Source organism: Mycobacterium sp. 852002-40037_SCH5390672, from assembly GCF_001665875.1.
In the GTDB taxonomy this organism is placed as follows: Bacteria; Actinomycetota; Actinomycetes; order Mycobacteriales; family Mycobacteriaceae; genus Mycobacterium.
Map to the genome: position 1 here is coordinate 25,183 of NZ_LZTA01000049.1, position 13,893 is coordinate 39,075.

A 13,893-nucleotide genomic window follows, 5' to 3' on the forward strand; every position below is an offset into this window, starting at 1 on the left:
CCAGTAGTCGGATCGGGATAAGCGGCCCTCGGCGGATCGAACGGGATCGCCCGGCGTGACGGGCGGCTGCGGCCGCGGAGGACTCTGCCGAGCCGCCCGAGGAGCTGGAACGCCGGGCCCACGCGCTCGACGAGCGCGAAAGCGCCGTCATCCGGCGCGAGAGCGATCTCTGATGATAGCCGCGAGGGTGCCTCCGCGGCGAAATGCAGAGGCGACGCTACTGACGCGCATGTATTTTGCTGCCGAAAATATACCGGTGTGTAATAAATTTGCTCCACTTGCGGCGCACGTCATGGTCCGGTCGGCGAATGACCTGCGCCACAAATTTTGGTTTGCAATAAATGTTATTGCTAGCCTCGCTGCCCATGGTCGTTATTGCAACATTGATGTCGTTGATCAGTCAGGTCTCCGGCACGCCTTATATTTCGGGCGGAGATTCGCCCGCCGGTACCGATTGTTCGGGACTTGCGTCGTGGATTGCGAATGCAGCAACTGACAGGCCCGTTTTTGGGGATCGATTCAACACCGGAAACGAAGAGGGTGCATTGTTGGCGCGCGGCTTCCAATACGGAACCGCGCCCAACGCCTTGGTCATCGGGTGGAACGGGGGCCACACCGCCGTGACGCTGCCGGATGGAACCTCGGTCGCCAGTGGCGAGCGTGGCGGCGTGCACCTGGGCGGTCCTGGCGCCTACCAGGCCGGATTCACCCACCACATGTTCCTCCCGATGGCACCGGAAGATGGCGGCGCACCGCCGTTATTCGCTCCGCCGCCCCCGCCGGACGCACCACCGCCGCCGCCCGACGCGCCGCCTCCGCCTCCGGACGCTCCGCCGCCGCCGCCGGACGCACCGCCTCCGCCACCGGCTGTTCTCATCGACGCTCCGGCGCCAGCCGCTCCGCCCCCGCCCGGCTCCTGAATTACCTTTATTCGGCCGCGCCGGAATTGCGAATTAATAACAAATACATCGCACACCGCCGGCCGCAATGGCTGATTGTGCAGTGTCGTCGTTTCCTAGGATTCGTCCTTCCAGTCAGTAGTGAAATACGGCCGGTGCCGATCGATTTGTGAGCTACGTCACTAGCGAGCTAGGAGTGCGCTGCAGCAAAGTGTGCTCATGTGTCATATGTGATGCCTGAGCCCGCTTTGCTTTAACCATTACCCAAGGAAATTACGTACGGCGTTGCGCCGCTGAACGGCCACGCGCGCCCGCGCGCTCGATAGGCTGGCGCTGCCCGCGAAGATCGGGCGTAACCGGAAGCAGCGAACCTAGGCGGGCCGCAATGATCTTCATCGTCGTCAAGTTCGAGACCAAACCCGAGTGGACCGACCGCTGGCCGGGTCTCGTCGCGTCGTTCACCGCGGCGACTCGGGCCGAGGAAGGCAATCTGTGGTTCGAGTGGTCGCGCAGCCTGGACAACCCCGCGGAGTACGTCTTGGTGGAGGCATTCCGCGACGACGAGGCGGGTGGCGTTCACGTCAACAGCGAGCACTTCAAGCGGGCGATGCGAGAGCTCCCACAGGCCCTGAAGTCCACGCCCAAGATCATCAACCAGACCATCGATGCCACGGGCTGGTCAGAGATGGGCGAAATGGCCGTCGACTGATCCTCGACTAGCCGATCGCGATCTCGATTTCGTCGCCCAGGGCATAGCCCGGTGCGAGCGGAAGGTTGTCACCGCTCCAGAACGAGCCCGGGTCGAAGAAATTCGAGTACTTCTCCGTGGTGAGCAGTCCCATTTCCTCGTAGGTGATTGCCACAGTTTCCGCGCAGTAGGCCGCTTCCAGGCCGAGCCGCTGGCGCTCTTTGCGTCGCTGCGTAGATTCTCGAACCTTCTTGTCCACGACCGGGATTCCGCGCGTCCAGTCATAGGCGTTCGGGAGCCGGCCGCGCAACCACCGGCCCGTCAGGCGCATGGTGGTGGGAAACGCGGTGCCGTCCATCCGTGCGATCACGCGCAGGAGCTTGTTCTCTTGCTCCCGGGTGGCCGGCGGAGTCAGCTGGCGCAGCCAGCACCGTTGGTGGTAGCGCTGCGACCACTGCAACACCGATTGCGCGAGGTCGTTGATTTGTACGCCACGATGATTCGTTCCAGTCCACAGGTCGACGAGCTTGTCACCCAGTTCGGCGTGCCAGATCAGCGGCGGCAAGTCGTCGATGGTCACCGTCATGCCGACGTGATTCACCGGGCTGTTCGTCAGCGTCTGAATGGCGCGGTCGGGTCCCGAGCCGCCGCGAAACAGCCAAAGGTCGCCGGTGCGAGTCTCTTCGAGCGCTTGGTTCAAGGTGAGCATCGTCGTATAAACCCGTTCGCCGCTGCAGCTTTCGCCGTTGTCGTCGCCGATATGAGATTGGTGGTAGGTCACCCATGATGCGGTGCCGCATGTAGTGCCGTAGGTAGGGGGCACACAAGTCAATCACAACGGGGGCTTGCCGACTCGGCTGCGCATAGCCTGGTGGCATGCGCAGTGTGTGGAAGTGGCTGGGATTGGCCGGTGCCGCCGGGGTCGTCGCCGGGGGCGCGCTGGTGGTTCGCGATCAACGCAAGCGGCGTGCATACACCGCTGACGAGGTCCGGGATCGCCTGCATCAGCGGTTGGCCGAATACAACGGCGACGGCGGTCAGTCCGGCTCGGAGTCGGACGGCGCCTCAACGGCGAACAAGCGATAGGTGCCCGAAAAGCCCTTCAGCTCCACATTGCGGCCGTCGTCGAAGCGGATGCCGTCGGAATCGGAAAGTGCGTCTCGCACGGGCTGACTCACCAGAATCTGGCCACCGACCGCTTGCGCGGCTACCCGTGCCGCCATCGCGACGTTGCGGCCGAACAGATCATCGCCGCGGCGCACCGAGCGCCCCATGTGGATGCCGATCCGAACGCGAATCTCCTCGTGCCGCTTGCGGTTTGCGTCCCTGCGCAACGCGTGCTGCAGGTCGATACCGCAGCGGACCGCTTCTTCGGCGCGAGCGAACGCGATCATGAATCCGTCGCCCTGGCTCTTCACCACATGACCGGACCGTCGCTGCACGAGATCTGAGACCAGCTTGTCGTGCGAGCTGATCAGCTTGACCCACGCCCGATCGCCGATCCGCTCGTTCAGCGCGGTCGACTCCTCGATGTCGGAGAACAAGATCACTACGCGGCCGTCCGGGGTGACGCGGGCGAGGTCGGGTCGCTCGACTTCGGCCCAGTCCGCAAGTTCCTCGATGCTGCCGCGAACCACCGCGCCGAAGCCTTCTTTGCGCATCAGGTTGGCGGTGTTCCACACCCTTTTGACGGCCTCGCGACCACCCGACAGCAGCTGATTGCGGGTGTCGGCCCGCTGGCGCAGCTCGTCGAGCTCCTCTTGACTGCGCACCAGCGACCGCCACAGCACGATCAGCCCGACACCTTCGATCCCGGCGATCCCGGCCAGGATGTAGACCGCGAGGTGCAGCGGATCAGGCATGCCGCCATCCTTTCAAGGCCGTGGTCCACTCAGGTTGTCGGCCCCATCGGCAGTGTCTAGTGTTGAGTTCGCCGGCCGCGGGTAGTGATCTCAAGGGAGCCGATCAGGTGACTTTCGGGAGGAGCCGTTTTGGCCGAGGACGACAGTAGCCCATCTGACCTGCTGGTGATCTTCGGAATCACCGGTGATCTGGCGCGCAAAATGACGTTCCGGGCGCTGTATCGGCTTGAGCGCCGCGACATGCTGAACCACCCGATCGTGGGCGTGGCTAGTGACGACATCACCCTCGAACAGCTGCAGGATCGGGCGCGCGACGCCATCAAGGCATCCGGGGAGACGTTTGACGACGCCGTCTTCGACCGGCTGGCGGGCCGGCTGTCATACCTGCACGGCGACGTCACCGACGCCGACCTCTACAAGCAGCTCGCCAAGAAGGTCCCTTCGGATTCCCATCCGCTCTACTACCTGGAAATGCCGCCCGCCTTGTTCGCGCCGATCGTGGAGAACCTGGCGAAAGCAGACTTGCTGGAGCGGGCGCGGGTGGCGGTGGAAAAGCCGTTCGGCCACGACCTGGACTCGGCGCGCGACCTCAACGCCCGGCTGCGCGCGGTGCTCGACGAAGACCAAATCTTGCGCGTGGACCACTTTTTGGGCAAACAGCCCGTTGAGGAACTGCAATACCTGCGGTTCGCGAATAACGGCCTGGCCAAGCTATGGGACCGTGACAGCATCTCCGAGATCCACATCACCATGGCCGAGGATTTCGGGATCGAGGACCGCGGCAAGTTCTACGACGTGGTGGGCGCGCTTCGCGACGTCGTGCAAAACCACCTGTTGCAGGTGCTTGCCCTGGTCGCCATGGAGCCTCCGGTAGGTGCCCGCGCCGACGACCTGAACGACAAGAAGGCCGAGGTTTTCCGGGCGATGCCGGCCCTGGATCCCCAGCGTTGCGTCCGCGGACAGTACCGCGGCTACACCGACGTCGCCGGTGTCGCAAAGGATTCCACCACCGAGACCTACATCGCGTTGCGGACCGAGATCGACAACTGGCGTTGGGCGGGGGTGCCGATCTTCCTGCGCGCCGGAAAGGCGCTGCCGGACAAGGTGACCGAGGTCCGGATGTTTCTGCATCACGTTCCGGGGTTTTCGTTCCTGCCCAATCGTCGGCCCCCCGAGTGCAACCAGATCGTGCTGCGCATCGACCCCGATCCCGGGATGCGGCTGCAGTTGTCCGCCCAGGCCGGCGATTCTTGGCACGACGTTCACCTGGACTCGTCGTTCGCCGAGGATCTCGGCGAACCGGTCCGGCCCTACGAACGGCTGCTCTACGCCGCGTTCAACGGAGATCACCAATTGTTCGCCCGCGAAGACGCCATCGAAGAGACGTGGCGAATCGTGCAGCCGGTGCTCGACAAGCCAGGCCGGATCCACCACTACGAACAGGGCTCCTGGGGGCCGGAGGCCGCGCAGGCGCTGCTGCGCGGTCACCACAGCTGGCAAGAGCCGTGGCTGCCACGCAGCACGCCCAAGAAACAGTAAGGAGACTAGAGACACAATGCAGCTCGGAATGATCGGCCTCGGCCGGATGGGTGCGAACATCGTCCGCCGCGTGGTTGCGGACGGACACGAATGCGTGGTCTACGACCACAATCCCGATGCGGTCAAGGCGATGGCGGGGGAGGAGAGGACCACCGGAGTGGGCTCGCTGCAGGAGCTCGCCGAGAAGCTGACGACGCCGCGGCTCGTCTGGGTCATGGTGCCGGCCGGAACGATTACGACGGGTGTCATCGAGGAACTGGCCAAGACGCTGGAGTCGGGTGACATCGTCATCGACGGTGGCAACTCCTACTACCGCGACGATATTCGCCACGCGAAAACGCTGTCGGAGAGCGGCGTTCATCTACTCGACTGCGGCACCAGCGGCGGCGTGTGGGGCCGGGAACGCGGTTACTGCCTGATGATCGGCGGCGACGACGAGGCTTTCCTGCAGGCCGAACCGATCTTCGCCAGCGTCGCGCCGGGCGTCGACGCCGCGGCCCGCACGCCCGGGCGCGATGGCGAGGTCGCGCGGTCGGAGCAGGGTTACCTGCACTGCGGACCGTCCGGCGCCGGGCACTTCGTGAAGATGGTGCACAACGGCATTGAGTACGGAATTATGGCCTCGCTCGCCGAGGGGCTGAACATTCTGCGCAATGCCGACATCGGCAAGCACGTGCAGGAAAGTGACGCCGAAACCGCGCCGCTGGAGCACCCCGAGTTCTACCAGTACGACTTCGACATTCCGGAGGTCGCCGAGGTGTGGCGGCGCGGCAGCGTCATCGGCTCCTGGCTACTGGACCTGACGGCGATCGCGCTGCACGACTCGCCCGACCTCAAGGAGTTCTCCGGCCGGGTCTCGGACTCCGGCGAGGGCCGGTGGACCGCCATCGCGGCGATCGACGAGGGCGTCCCGTCGCCGGTGCTGACCACCGCGTTGCAGTCCCGCTTCGCGTCGCGCCAGCTCGACGACTTCGCGAACAAGGCGCTGTCGGCGATGCGCAAGCAATTCGGCGGGCACGCGGAGAAGCCGGCAAACTAGTGGTGATCGCGAGCGCGGCGGAGCCGGGCGAAGCGGGTCGCCACCATTGGAACTAGTGGTGATCGCGAGCGCGGCGGAGCCGGGCGAAGCGGGTCGCCACCGTCGGAACTAGTGGTGATCGCGAGCGCGGCGGAGCCGGGCGAAGCGGGTCGCTGCCGTCGGAACGAGCCTGGCCGGCCGATCAACGGCGATTGACGAACGCCACCACCGCGTCGCTGAATGCGTCGTTGTCGTCGCCGGCCGCGGTGTGTCCGGCGTTGGACAGCTCGACGAACTCGGCGCGCGGCACGGTGGCCAGGAAGTGCCGAACACCTTCGGGGCTCACCACGTCGGACAGCTTGCCGCGGATCAGCAGGACGGGGATCGTCAGGTTCTTGGCTGCCTGCTCGAAGCTCTCGGTGCGCAGTTCGGGATCGTCGCCGGGTTTCGTCATGAACGCCGGGTCCCAGTGCCAATACCAGCGGCCGTCGCGCAGGCGCAGGTTCTTTTTCAGCCCCTCGGGGCTGCGTGGCTTGCTGCGGTAGGGCAGGTAGGCGGCGACGGCGTCGGCCGCCTGCTCCAGCGAGTCGAAGCCGTCCAGGCCGCTGAACATGAAGTCGCGGATACGGGCGCTGCCGCCCTTTTCGAATCGGGGGACCACGTCGACGAGCACCAATCGGGTCACCTTTGCCGGACCGGCCCGGTGAGCGGCGAGGATGCCGGTCAGACCGCCCATGCTGGCCCCGATGATCGTTACGGGCCGGCCGATCGCGTCCAGCACCCGCATGACATCGGCCGTCAGCGTCTCGACCTCGTAGTCGGCGTCGGGCGAGCGTGCGCTGTCTCCGTGTCCCCGCGAATCCAGCGCCACGACGTGCAGCCCCTCATCGGCGAGCGTCTGACCGGTGTTTTTCCAGGAAAACCGGTTCTGGCCGCCGCCGTGCAACATCAGGATGCTCGGCCGTCCGGCACCGTCGGAGCCGCGGTTCCATTCGTCGGCGACCAGGGTGATCCCGTCGACACCGGCAAACTCAACCGTCTCGGGAGCGCTGCTGACGGTACTCATGCGATCTGACGTTACATAGGCCGGTTAAGCACTGTCCCGCGGGTGGACGACGCGGTGAGTTTTCGTCGGCGCAGTGGTCTATCAATGGCAGAAACCAACGAGCCATCAAGGAGGCCGCGGACATGCCATCGATCACCCCGTCGTTGTGGTTCGACGACAACCTGGAGGAGGCTGCCAGCTTCTACACCTCGGTGTTCCCCAACTCTCACATCGAGGGCTTCAACCAGACCACCGACGCCGGACCGGGGGAGCCCGGCACCGTCCTGTCGGGCAGCTTCGTGCTGGACGGCACCCGGTTCATCGGGATCAACGGCGGTCCCCACTTCCAGTTCACCGAAGCGGTGTCGTTCACGATCCACTGCAAGGACCAGGACGAGGTCGACTACTACTGGGACCGATTGACCGACGGGGGCGAGGAATCGCAATGCGGCTGGCTCAAAGACCGCTTCGGACTGAGCTGGCAAATCGTCCCGGACCGGCTCTACGAATTGATCGGCGATCCCGACCGCACGCGGGCGGCGGCGGCCACCAACGCGATGTACGGCATGCGCAAGATCATCATCGCCGAGCTGGAACAAGCCGCCGCGCTGCAACGGTGAAAAACGCTGGTACAGCGATGGTTTGATCCCCCATCGACGACGGTCGGTGCGTCCCCCGGCCGCACAGGTTAGGTTGATCCCTGCGGAGGCGTCGAGCAGGGAGTGAACATGGCTGAACCAGGCTGGATCGACGTGACCGGACCCGCCGGGGACCTCAAGGCCCTTACCTGGGGGCCGAAAGACGGCCCCATTGCGTTGTGCCTGCACGGCTTCCCCGACACCCCGTACGGCTGGCGCAAGGTCGCCCCCCGGCTAGCCGAGGCGGGATGGCGGGTGGTCGCGCCCTTCATGCGCGGATACGCGCCGTCGTCGATCCCGGTCGACGGCAGCTACCAGGTGGGCGCGCTGATGGACGACGCCCTGCGGGTGCGCTCGGCCGCTGGCGGCACCGAGAACGACGTGATCATCGGCCACGACTGGGGCGCGATGGCCGCGACGGGCTTGGCGGCAATGTCCGACAGCCCGTTCGCCAAGGCGGTGATCATGTCGTTGCCGCCTTCCGCGGCCTTCCGTCGGCGCGGCGGGGTCACCGATCGCGTGCGGCTGCTCAGCCACCTGCCGGGCCAGCTGCTGCGCTTTTGGTACATCCTCTACTTCCAATTACCTTGGCTGCCTGAGCGTTCCGCGTCCTGGGTACTGCCGCTGCTGTGGCGGCGGTGGTCGCCGGGCTATCGCGCCGACGAAGATCTGCGGCATGTCGACGCCGCGATCGGCACGCCGGAAAGCTGGCGGGCGGCGCTGGGTCCGTACCGGGCCATTATTCGGAACACCCCGCCGCCGGCGAGGTACGCCGAGTTGAACCGGTTATTCACCCAGGCGCCCGTGCTGCCGTCCCTGTACCTGCATGGTCGCGAAGACCATTGCATGACACCGGCTTTCGCGCGCTGGGCGGAAAAGGTACTGCCGGCCGGCAGCGAGGTCGGCATCGTCGAACACGCCGGTCACTTCCTGCAGCTCGAACAACCCGACAAGGTCGCCGACCTGGTGCTCGGGTTCATCGGCTCTCCCGGCTGACACCGTGGCTCGGGTCGTATCGGGACAGCGGATGGCGGCCGTCGATGCGCAGTTCTACTGGATGTCGGCCAAGATCCCCAACGACGAGTTTTTGCTCTACGCGTTCGACGGTGAGCCCACCGACTACCCGCGGGCCGTCGAGCAACTCTGCGGTCGCGCCAACGCCGACCCGGCGCTGACGATGCGCGTGCGGGACCGAACTCGGTTGCGCTACCCGCTGTGGGTGCCGGTGACCGTCACGCCCGAGCAGGTGGTCCGCCACACCCTCGCCGACCACAGCTGGGCCGGAGTGCTGGCGGCCGTCGCCGGCCTCGCCGATCACCAACTGGACGTTCGCCGGATGGCCTGGCGGCTACACATCTTCGCCGCGGTGCGCGGCATTCCGGGCGTCACCGTGCCGGGTGCGGTCGCGGTGTTGCAGGTCGCGCACGCGCTGGCCGACGGTGCCCGCTCGGCGGCACTGGCGGCCTGGTTGTTCGGCCGGCCCGACCCCGTGCCGGAGGTGCTCGCCCCACGCCCGGGTTTCCTACCATGGCGGGCCGCTCAGGCGGCTCGGACCCATCGAAGGCTGGAGCGCGACATCCGCGCGGGCCTGCTGGTCGCCGGGGCCGGGCCGCGTCCGCTGCTGCCGACGAACGCGCGTCCCGACGGCGCCCGCGCGGTACGCACGTTGGTGCGGCATCGTTCACAGTTGCCCGGTCCCACGATCACGGTCGGCGTGCTGAGCGCGGTATCCGAGGCGCTGTCCAACCTTCTCGGTGAGCAGACGGATTCGCTGGGCGCCGAGGTGCCCATGGCCAAACCCGGTGTACCGCAGGCGCACAACCACTTCGGAAACATCGTGGTGGGGCTTTACCCGAAGCTCGGACCGCAAGCCCGCGCCCAACGGATCGCGGCCGACCTGGCCAACGGACGGCGCCGCTTCGAGCACCCGGCCACCCGGGCCGCCGACCGCGCGTTCGCGGCGGTGCCGGCGGGGCTGTTACGTTGGGGCATAGGGCAATTCGATGCGCAGGAGCGTGCGACGCAGGTGTCCGGCAACACCGTGGTGTCCAGCGTCAATCGCGGAGCGGCCGATCTGAGCTTCGGCGGTGCCCGGGTGGTGCTGACGTCGGGATACCCGGCGTTGTCGCCGATGATGGGGCTGACCCACGGCGTGCACGGCATCGGTGACACCATCGCGATCAGCGTGCACGCGTCGGCATCGGCCGTGCCCGATGTGGATGCCTACCTGGCGCTGCTCGATGCGGCGCTGTAGCTATTGCGCATCACCGGATCTGGCCGCTTCTTCGCGGGTCAGACCGACGGCGACGATCAGCTCTTCGTGTAGCTCGAACCACACCGTGTGGTAGGAGTCGATCAACGGCCGGGTCAGCCAAATCGTCTCCCCGGCCCTGAGCTTGTCCAGGGCCGCAGCAAGTTTCGTCGCATAGGCATTCAGCCGCGGTAGTTGCGCAGCGGCCGCCTCGACGATCGGGATCGTGCGGGCGTGGACATCGGCGAGGCGGGCCAGCACCGCGGCGTCGTAGTCGGCGTCGTCGTGCGCGTTGGGAACGCCGCCCGGGCCGCCCTTGAGCTGCCAATCCGTCACCAGCCGTTTGAAGTCGGCGTTGACGGCGCGGAAGTCGTCATAGGCGGCGGCCATCGCGACCGGATCGATGCCCTCGCGCTCGTCGGCGAGCAACGCCGCGAGTCTGTCGCTGCCGCTGCTTGTGATGCGCAACGTCGCGCCGTCGGCCAGCAGGCCCGCCGCGATCAGCCGCTCGACAATGGGGGTGATGTCGCCAAGGTCTGCCCCCAGCGTCGCGGCCAGGTCGGCAGGACTCACCCGACCCTTGAGCCGGACCCCTTGCAGTATCGCCAATTCGGTCATGACGCGGTTCCTGATGTCAGGCGCAGCGCGGTCAGCATCACGATCAACGGGGTCGCAGAAACCACGTCGGCGCGCCCGGCGTCCAGGGCGGCGCGCACTGCGGTTTCCGAGCTGTCTTCCATCCGCGGGTAGTCGCCGGCGGCATGGGCACGCAGCGGGCTGAGCCGCCGTGCGATGTCGGCCAATTCGCGCAGTTCCGGCGTATCGTCTTCGGACCACGCCGATAGGCTCAGATTGCCTTCGCGCACTTCGCCTTCGGCGCCGTCGACGGTGATGTGCTTGCCGGCCAACGATGCCGCAACCCCCTGGCCGCAGCCCACCACCGCCACCCGGCCCAGTTCACGGCTGACCACGGCCGCATGGCTGGAGGCGCCGCCGACCTCGGTGACGATGGCCTGCGCGGCCAGCATGCCCGACACGTCTTCGGGCCGGGTGTGATCGCGCACCAGGATCACCCGCTCGCCGCGATCGGCGGCGCGCAATGCCTCGTCGACATCGGTGTACGCCTTGCCTGAGGCCACGCCCGGGCAGGCGGGCAAACCCTTGGCTAAAAGTGGTGCTGCCAAGCGTATTTCGGGCTGAAGCGCGGGTTGCAGCAGGGTCTGGACGTGCGCCGGGGTCACCCGCCGCAGCGTCTCCGCATCATCGATGAGTCCCTCGTGCCGCAGTTGCAGCGCCGTGCGCACCGCCGCCTGCGCCGAGCGCTCCGCCGACCGTGTCTGCAGCAGCCACAGCTTCCCGTCCTCGACGGTGAACTCGATCTCCTGTATGTCGGCGTCCAGCTGCTCCAAGCTGCGGGCGGCGGCAATCAGCTCGTCGTAGACGGTCGGCTGCTCGTCCCGCAGCGCAACGATCGGTTCGACGTCGACCGATCCCGACACCACGTCGTCGCCCTGGCCGCCCGGCAGCCATTCGCCGAAGGGTTCGTTGTCCCCGGTTATCGGATTGCGTGAAAAGAACGCCCCGGCACCGGAATTGGGGCCATGATTGCCGAACACCATCGCCTGCACGACCACGGCGGTGCCGTGTTGATCGTCAATTCCGTAGTGGGCGCGATAGGCAACGGCGCGTGGCGAATTCCACGACGCGAACACCGCCTGGATGCCTGCGCGTAACTGTGCGTACGGATCGGAGGGCACCGGTTCTTGTGCACCGACGCCCACGATGCGCCGATACATGTCCGAGAACCGCCGGTGGGTGTCGCGGGCGAACGCTGGGTCACCGGCCGTCGCCAGCGCGTGCTCGACGGCATCGTTGATGCCGAGGTCAAGAATGGTGTCCATCATGCCCGGCATGGACTGGGTGGCTCCGGAGCGCACGCTGACCAACAGGGGATGCGGGCCCCGCCCGAACGTGCGCGAGGTCTGTCCCTCCAGCCAGCGCATCCGGTCGAGCACGTCGTCCCAGATGGCGTTCATGGTCGCCACGGGATCGGCGAGATACCGAAGCCCCACCGCGGTGGTGATGCAGAACGCCGGCGGCACCGGCAGGCGGTGCCGGCGCATCGCTTCGATGCCGTGGCCCTTGTTGCCCAGCAACTCCCGCGGGTGGCTCGATCTGCCGTCCAGCAACACCACGGAGTGCTCGATAGGCGGGGCCTCTTGTCTGCTTGCCGCATTGTGGTGGGCGCCGCCTCGTGCGGTACGAGCCGTGGTGCACCCCCTTTGTGGTGTAGCTGCTCATCCGGCAAAGTCGGAACGCCCGCTATGTTCCCACACGGACCAGCGGTTTAAGCGACGTAGCTGTTCGACGGCTTCTGTTGTCCAACCCCGCCCATGATCTAGGTTTACAGATATGACTTCTTATGACACGTTCCACAACGTCGGGTTACTGATCCTGCGGCTGGTGTTGGGCGTGACGTTGGCGGCGCACGGCTACAACAAGTTCTTCGGCGGTGGCCGTATCCCGGGCACCGCGCGCTGGTTCGAGAGCATCGGCATGAAGCCCGGTAAGTTCCACGCCACCGTGGCCGCGACGACGGAAATGGCAGCGGGTCTGGGGCTGGCTGCCGGATTGCTCACCCCGATCCCGGCGGCGGGCTTCGTCTCGCTGATGCTGGTCGCGGCCTGGACGGTGCACCGGGCCAACGGCTTCTTCATCGTCAAGGAGGGCTGGGAATACAACCTGGTACTGGCGGTCAGCGCCGTGGTCGTGGCCACGCTGGGCGCGGGCAAGCTCAGCCTGGATTACCTGGTCTTCGGGAAGAACTGGATGGACGGCTGGCACGGGTTACTGATCTCGGTGGTGCTCGGCCTGGGCGGGGCCATCGGCCAGCTGGCGATCTTCTACCGCCCGCCGGCCAAGCAAGCCGGTTAGTCATGGGCCGCCGCCGTCCTCGTCGCCGTCCGCGAGGAGTTTTCGGGGTGGTGGAAGGTGTTGTCGTCGATCTGAATGAAGATTCGACTACGGTCGCCCGGGCCGTCGCGCTCCCCTGTCGAGAACGGACAGCACCGAAGGACTGACCCTGGTTCGACGACCATTCGCACTACTACGACATGGGCGGCGAAGCGCTACACAACATGACCGAAATCACCACAGGTCATGGCAATGACCTGGCGACCGAACACATGCTGGCCCCGCTCCGAGATGAAGCAAAGATTTCCACTCCTACCGAGGTGCACACTCCCTTTGGAACGATTCCGCTACCCCATGTCGAAATTCAGACGCCCGTCACGGTCGATCCCGAATGGGATAGACCTTCCAGCTCTGTCACCAAAGACCATGGTTTCTAGTAAAAGTCGCTTCCTGCGATGGACGATGCGGCTGGCACCTTTAGCTGCCGCTCTTATGTTGGGAGGATGTTCGCCGATGTTCCCGCCCAGGCACGACGCCGGCCGCCCCGAGCAGCCACTGTCCGATGACCAAACCCGCGCTCAAGTCATCGACCCGGCAAAACAGATCGTGACAACAACGGCCTTGCAAAATGTCTCAGGTGTATTCGGGTGGGAATCGTGTAATGACCAGGGCGACCCACCCTTCCGTGGCCGGGTGGACGTATCGTTTGATCCGCCCCCTGGCGTCGACCAAGGCGCCTATTTCGAGCAGATCGCACAGACAATGGTGTCCCACGGCTGGTCGGCCGGCGCGCCACCAGGGCGACGCTCTTTTGGCGCAGTGATCCACAAGAACGGCGTCATGGCGGTCATCGGCAAGAGCGGCGGCACACTCAAAGCCGGCTCTGTCGAACTTTCCGGCGAGTGTCGCAACATGGGCGACCATCGACGCGACGGCACCTGGTACGACGTCACACATGAGTTAACCGGGCGATAGCCGGCCCCTCGTTGGTGAGATGACCAGGCGACGGCCGCGACAAGAAACGGCCCGCTGAAACCACT

General features: G+C 66.0%; 15 protein-coding genes and 1 pseudogene. 11 read left to right on the forward strand and 5 right to left on the reverse strand.

The features are described from left to right. Positions 1–365: 365 nt before the first annotated feature. Both A5782_RS08655 and A5782_RS08660 read left to right on the forward strand, forming a co-directional pair. On the forward strand, positions 366–920 hold the full coding sequence (locus A5782_RS08655; protein ID WP_197694165.1) for a C40 family peptidase: 555 nt from the start codon (positions 366–368) through the stop codon (positions 918–920). 364 nt (positions 921–1,284) lie between these two features. Continuing rightward, the gene (locus A5782_RS08660; RefSeq protein WP_067097943.1) at positions 1,285–1,608 is read left to right on the forward strand and encodes a putative quinol monooxygenase; all 324 of its coding nucleotides are present in this window, start codon (positions 1,285–1,287) and stop codon (positions 1,606–1,608) included. A 7-nt stretch (positions 1,609–1,615) separates the two neighbouring features. Here A5782_RS08660 and A5782_RS08665 read toward each other — a convergent pair whose 3' ends face one another. Next, positions 1,616–2,296, reverse strand: coding sequence for a guanylate cyclase (locus A5782_RS08665; RefSeq protein WP_067098101.1), 681 nt, complete (start codon positions 2,294–2,296; stop codon positions 1,616–1,618). Positions 2,297–2,463: 167 nt separating this feature from the next. On the opposite strand from A5782_RS08665, the gene A5782_RS08670 reads away from it, so the two are divergent. Then, complete coding sequence (locus tag A5782_RS08670) at positions 2,464–2,673, forward strand: hypothetical protein (RefSeq protein ID WP_067097947.1); 210 nt, start codon at positions 2,464–2,466, stop codon at positions 2,671–2,673. On the opposite strand, the gene A5782_RS08675 is transcribed toward A5782_RS08670, so the two are convergent. Further along, positions 2,625–3,449 (reverse strand): adenylate/guanylate cyclase domain-containing protein, encoded by an 825-nt coding sequence (locus tag A5782_RS08675; protein WP_067097950.1) that lies wholly within the window; start codon positions 3,447–3,449, stop codon positions 2,625–2,627. The genes A5782_RS08670 and A5782_RS08675 overlap by 49 nt on opposite strands. Positions 3,450–3,578: 129 nt before the next feature. On the opposite strand from A5782_RS08675, the gene A5782_RS08680 reads away from it, so the two are divergent. Next, positions 3,579–4,988, forward strand: a complete 1,410-nt coding sequence (locus A5782_RS08680; RefSeq protein WP_067097954.1) for a glucose-6-phosphate dehydrogenase — start codon at positions 3,579–3,581, stop codon at positions 4,986–4,988. A gap of 16 nt (positions 4,989–5,004) precedes the next feature. Continuing rightward, positions 5,005–6,027 (forward strand): phosphogluconate dehydrogenase (NAD(+)-dependent, decarboxylating), encoded by a 1,023-nt coding sequence (gene gnd, locus A5782_RS08685; protein WP_067097957.1) that lies wholly within the window; start codon positions 5,005–5,007, stop codon positions 6,025–6,027. A 181-nt stretch (positions 6,028–6,208) separates the two neighbouring features. On the opposite strand, the gene A5782_RS08690 is transcribed toward gnd, so the two are convergent. Next, positions 6,209–7,072, reverse strand: coding sequence for an alpha/beta fold hydrolase (locus A5782_RS08690; RefSeq protein ID WP_067097959.1), 864 nt, complete (start codon positions 7,070–7,072; stop codon positions 6,209–6,211). Positions 7,073–7,194: 122 nt separating this feature from the next. Between A5782_RS08690 and A5782_RS08695 the strand changes: the two genes are divergently transcribed. The 3 genes from A5782_RS08695 (at position 7,195) to A5782_RS08705 (ending at position 9,943) form a co-directional block, all read left to right on the forward strand. Next, complete coding sequence (locus A5782_RS08695; RefSeq protein ID WP_067097961.1) at positions 7,195–7,671, forward strand: VOC family protein; 477 nt, start codon at positions 7,195–7,197, stop codon at positions 7,669–7,671. Between the two features lie 108 nt (positions 7,672–7,779). Further along, a complete protein-coding gene (locus tag A5782_RS08700; RefSeq protein ID WP_067098104.1) occupies positions 7,780–8,685 on the forward strand; it encodes an alpha/beta fold hydrolase in 906 nt (301 codons plus the stop codon). Positions 8,686–8,716: 31 nt separating this feature from the next. After that, complete coding sequence (locus A5782_RS08705) at positions 8,717–9,943, forward strand: WS/DGAT domain-containing protein (RefSeq protein ID WP_067097963.1); 1,227 nt, start codon at positions 8,717–8,719, stop codon at positions 9,941–9,943. Here the strand turns inward: A5782_RS08705 and A5782_RS08710 are convergent, their stop codons facing one another. Further along, positions 9,944–10,558, reverse strand: a complete 615-nt coding sequence (locus A5782_RS08710) for a hypothetical protein (protein ID WP_067097967.1) — start codon at positions 10,556–10,558, stop codon at positions 9,944–9,946. Continuing rightward, positions 10,555–12,147, reverse strand: coding sequence for a pyruvate, phosphate dikinase (locus tag A5782_RS08715; RefSeq protein WP_082942846.1), 1,593 nt, complete (start codon positions 12,145–12,147; stop codon positions 10,555–10,557). The genes A5782_RS08710 and A5782_RS08715 overlap by 4 nt, the downstream gene beginning before the upstream one ends. A gap of 205 nt (positions 12,148–12,352) precedes the next feature. Here A5782_RS08715 and A5782_RS08720 point away from each other — a divergent pair, with 205 nt between their 5' ends. The 3 genes and pseudogenes from A5782_RS08720 (at position 12,353) to A5782_RS08730 (ending at position 13,828) form a co-directional block, all read left to right on the forward strand. Then, the gene (locus A5782_RS08720; protein ID WP_067097971.1) at positions 12,353–12,874 is read left to right on the forward strand and encodes a DoxX family protein; all 522 of its coding nucleotides are present in this window, start codon (positions 12,353–12,355) and stop codon (positions 12,872–12,874) included. 146 nt (positions 12,875–13,020) lie between these two features. Beyond that, positions 13,021–13,290: pseudogene (locus A5782_RS08725) on the forward strand (hypothetical protein); the annotation flags it as partial. Positions 13,291–13,366: 76 nt separating this feature from the next. Further along, entirely contained in the window at positions 13,367–13,828 is a 462-nt protein-coding gene (locus tag A5782_RS08730; protein ID WP_067097977.1) for a hypothetical protein, read from the forward strand. Positions 13,829–13,893: the final 65 nt, after the last annotated feature.

Coding starts and splice junctions, on each gene's coding strand:
- A5782_RS08660 (WP_067097943.1), top strand. CDS start 1,285: ATGATCTTCATCGTCGTCAAGTTCGAGACCAAACCCGAGTGGACCGAC.
- A5782_RS08675 (WP_067097950.1), bottom strand. CDS start 3,449: ATGCCTGATCCGCTGCACCTCGCGGTCTACATCCTGGCCGGGATCGCC.
- A5782_RS08670 (WP_067097947.1), top strand. CDS start 2,464: ATGCGCAGTGTGTGGAAGTGGCTGGGATTGGCCGGTGCCGCCGGGGTC.
- A5782_RS08665 (WP_067098101.1), bottom strand. CDS start 2,296: ATGCTCACCTTGAACCAAGCGCTCGAAGAGACTCGCACCGGCGACCTT.
- A5782_RS08710 (WP_067097967.1), bottom strand. CDS start 10,558: ATGACCGAATTGGCGATACTGCAAGGGGTCCGGCTCAAGGGTCGGGTG.
- A5782_RS08700 (WP_067098104.1), top strand. CDS start 7,780: ATGGCTGAACCAGGCTGGATCGACGTGACCGGACCCGCCGGGGACCTC.
- A5782_RS08695 (WP_067097961.1), top strand. CDS start 7,195: ATGCCATCGATCACCCCGTCGTTGTGGTTCGACGACAACCTGGAGGAG.
- A5782_RS08690 (WP_067097959.1), bottom strand. CDS start 7,072: ATGAGTACCGTCAGCAGCGCTCCCGAGACGGTTGAGTTTGCCGGTGTC.
- A5782_RS08720 (WP_067097971.1), top strand. CDS start 12,353: ATGACTTCTTATGACACGTTCCACAACGTCGGGTTACTGATCCTGCGG.
- A5782_RS08705 (WP_067097963.1), top strand. CDS start 8,717: ATGGCGGCCGTCGATGCGCAGTTCTACTGGATGTCGGCCAAGATCCCC.
- A5782_RS08655 (WP_197694165.1), top strand. CDS start 366: ATGGTCGTTATTGCAACATTGATGTCGTTGATCAGTCAGGTCTCCGGC.
- gnd (WP_067097957.1), top strand. CDS start 5,005: ATGCAGCTCGGAATGATCGGCCTCGGCCGGATGGGTGCGAACATCGTC.
- A5782_RS08730 (WP_067097977.1), top strand. CDS start 13,367: ATGTTCCCGCCCAGGCACGACGCCGGCCGCCCCGAGCAGCCACTGTCC.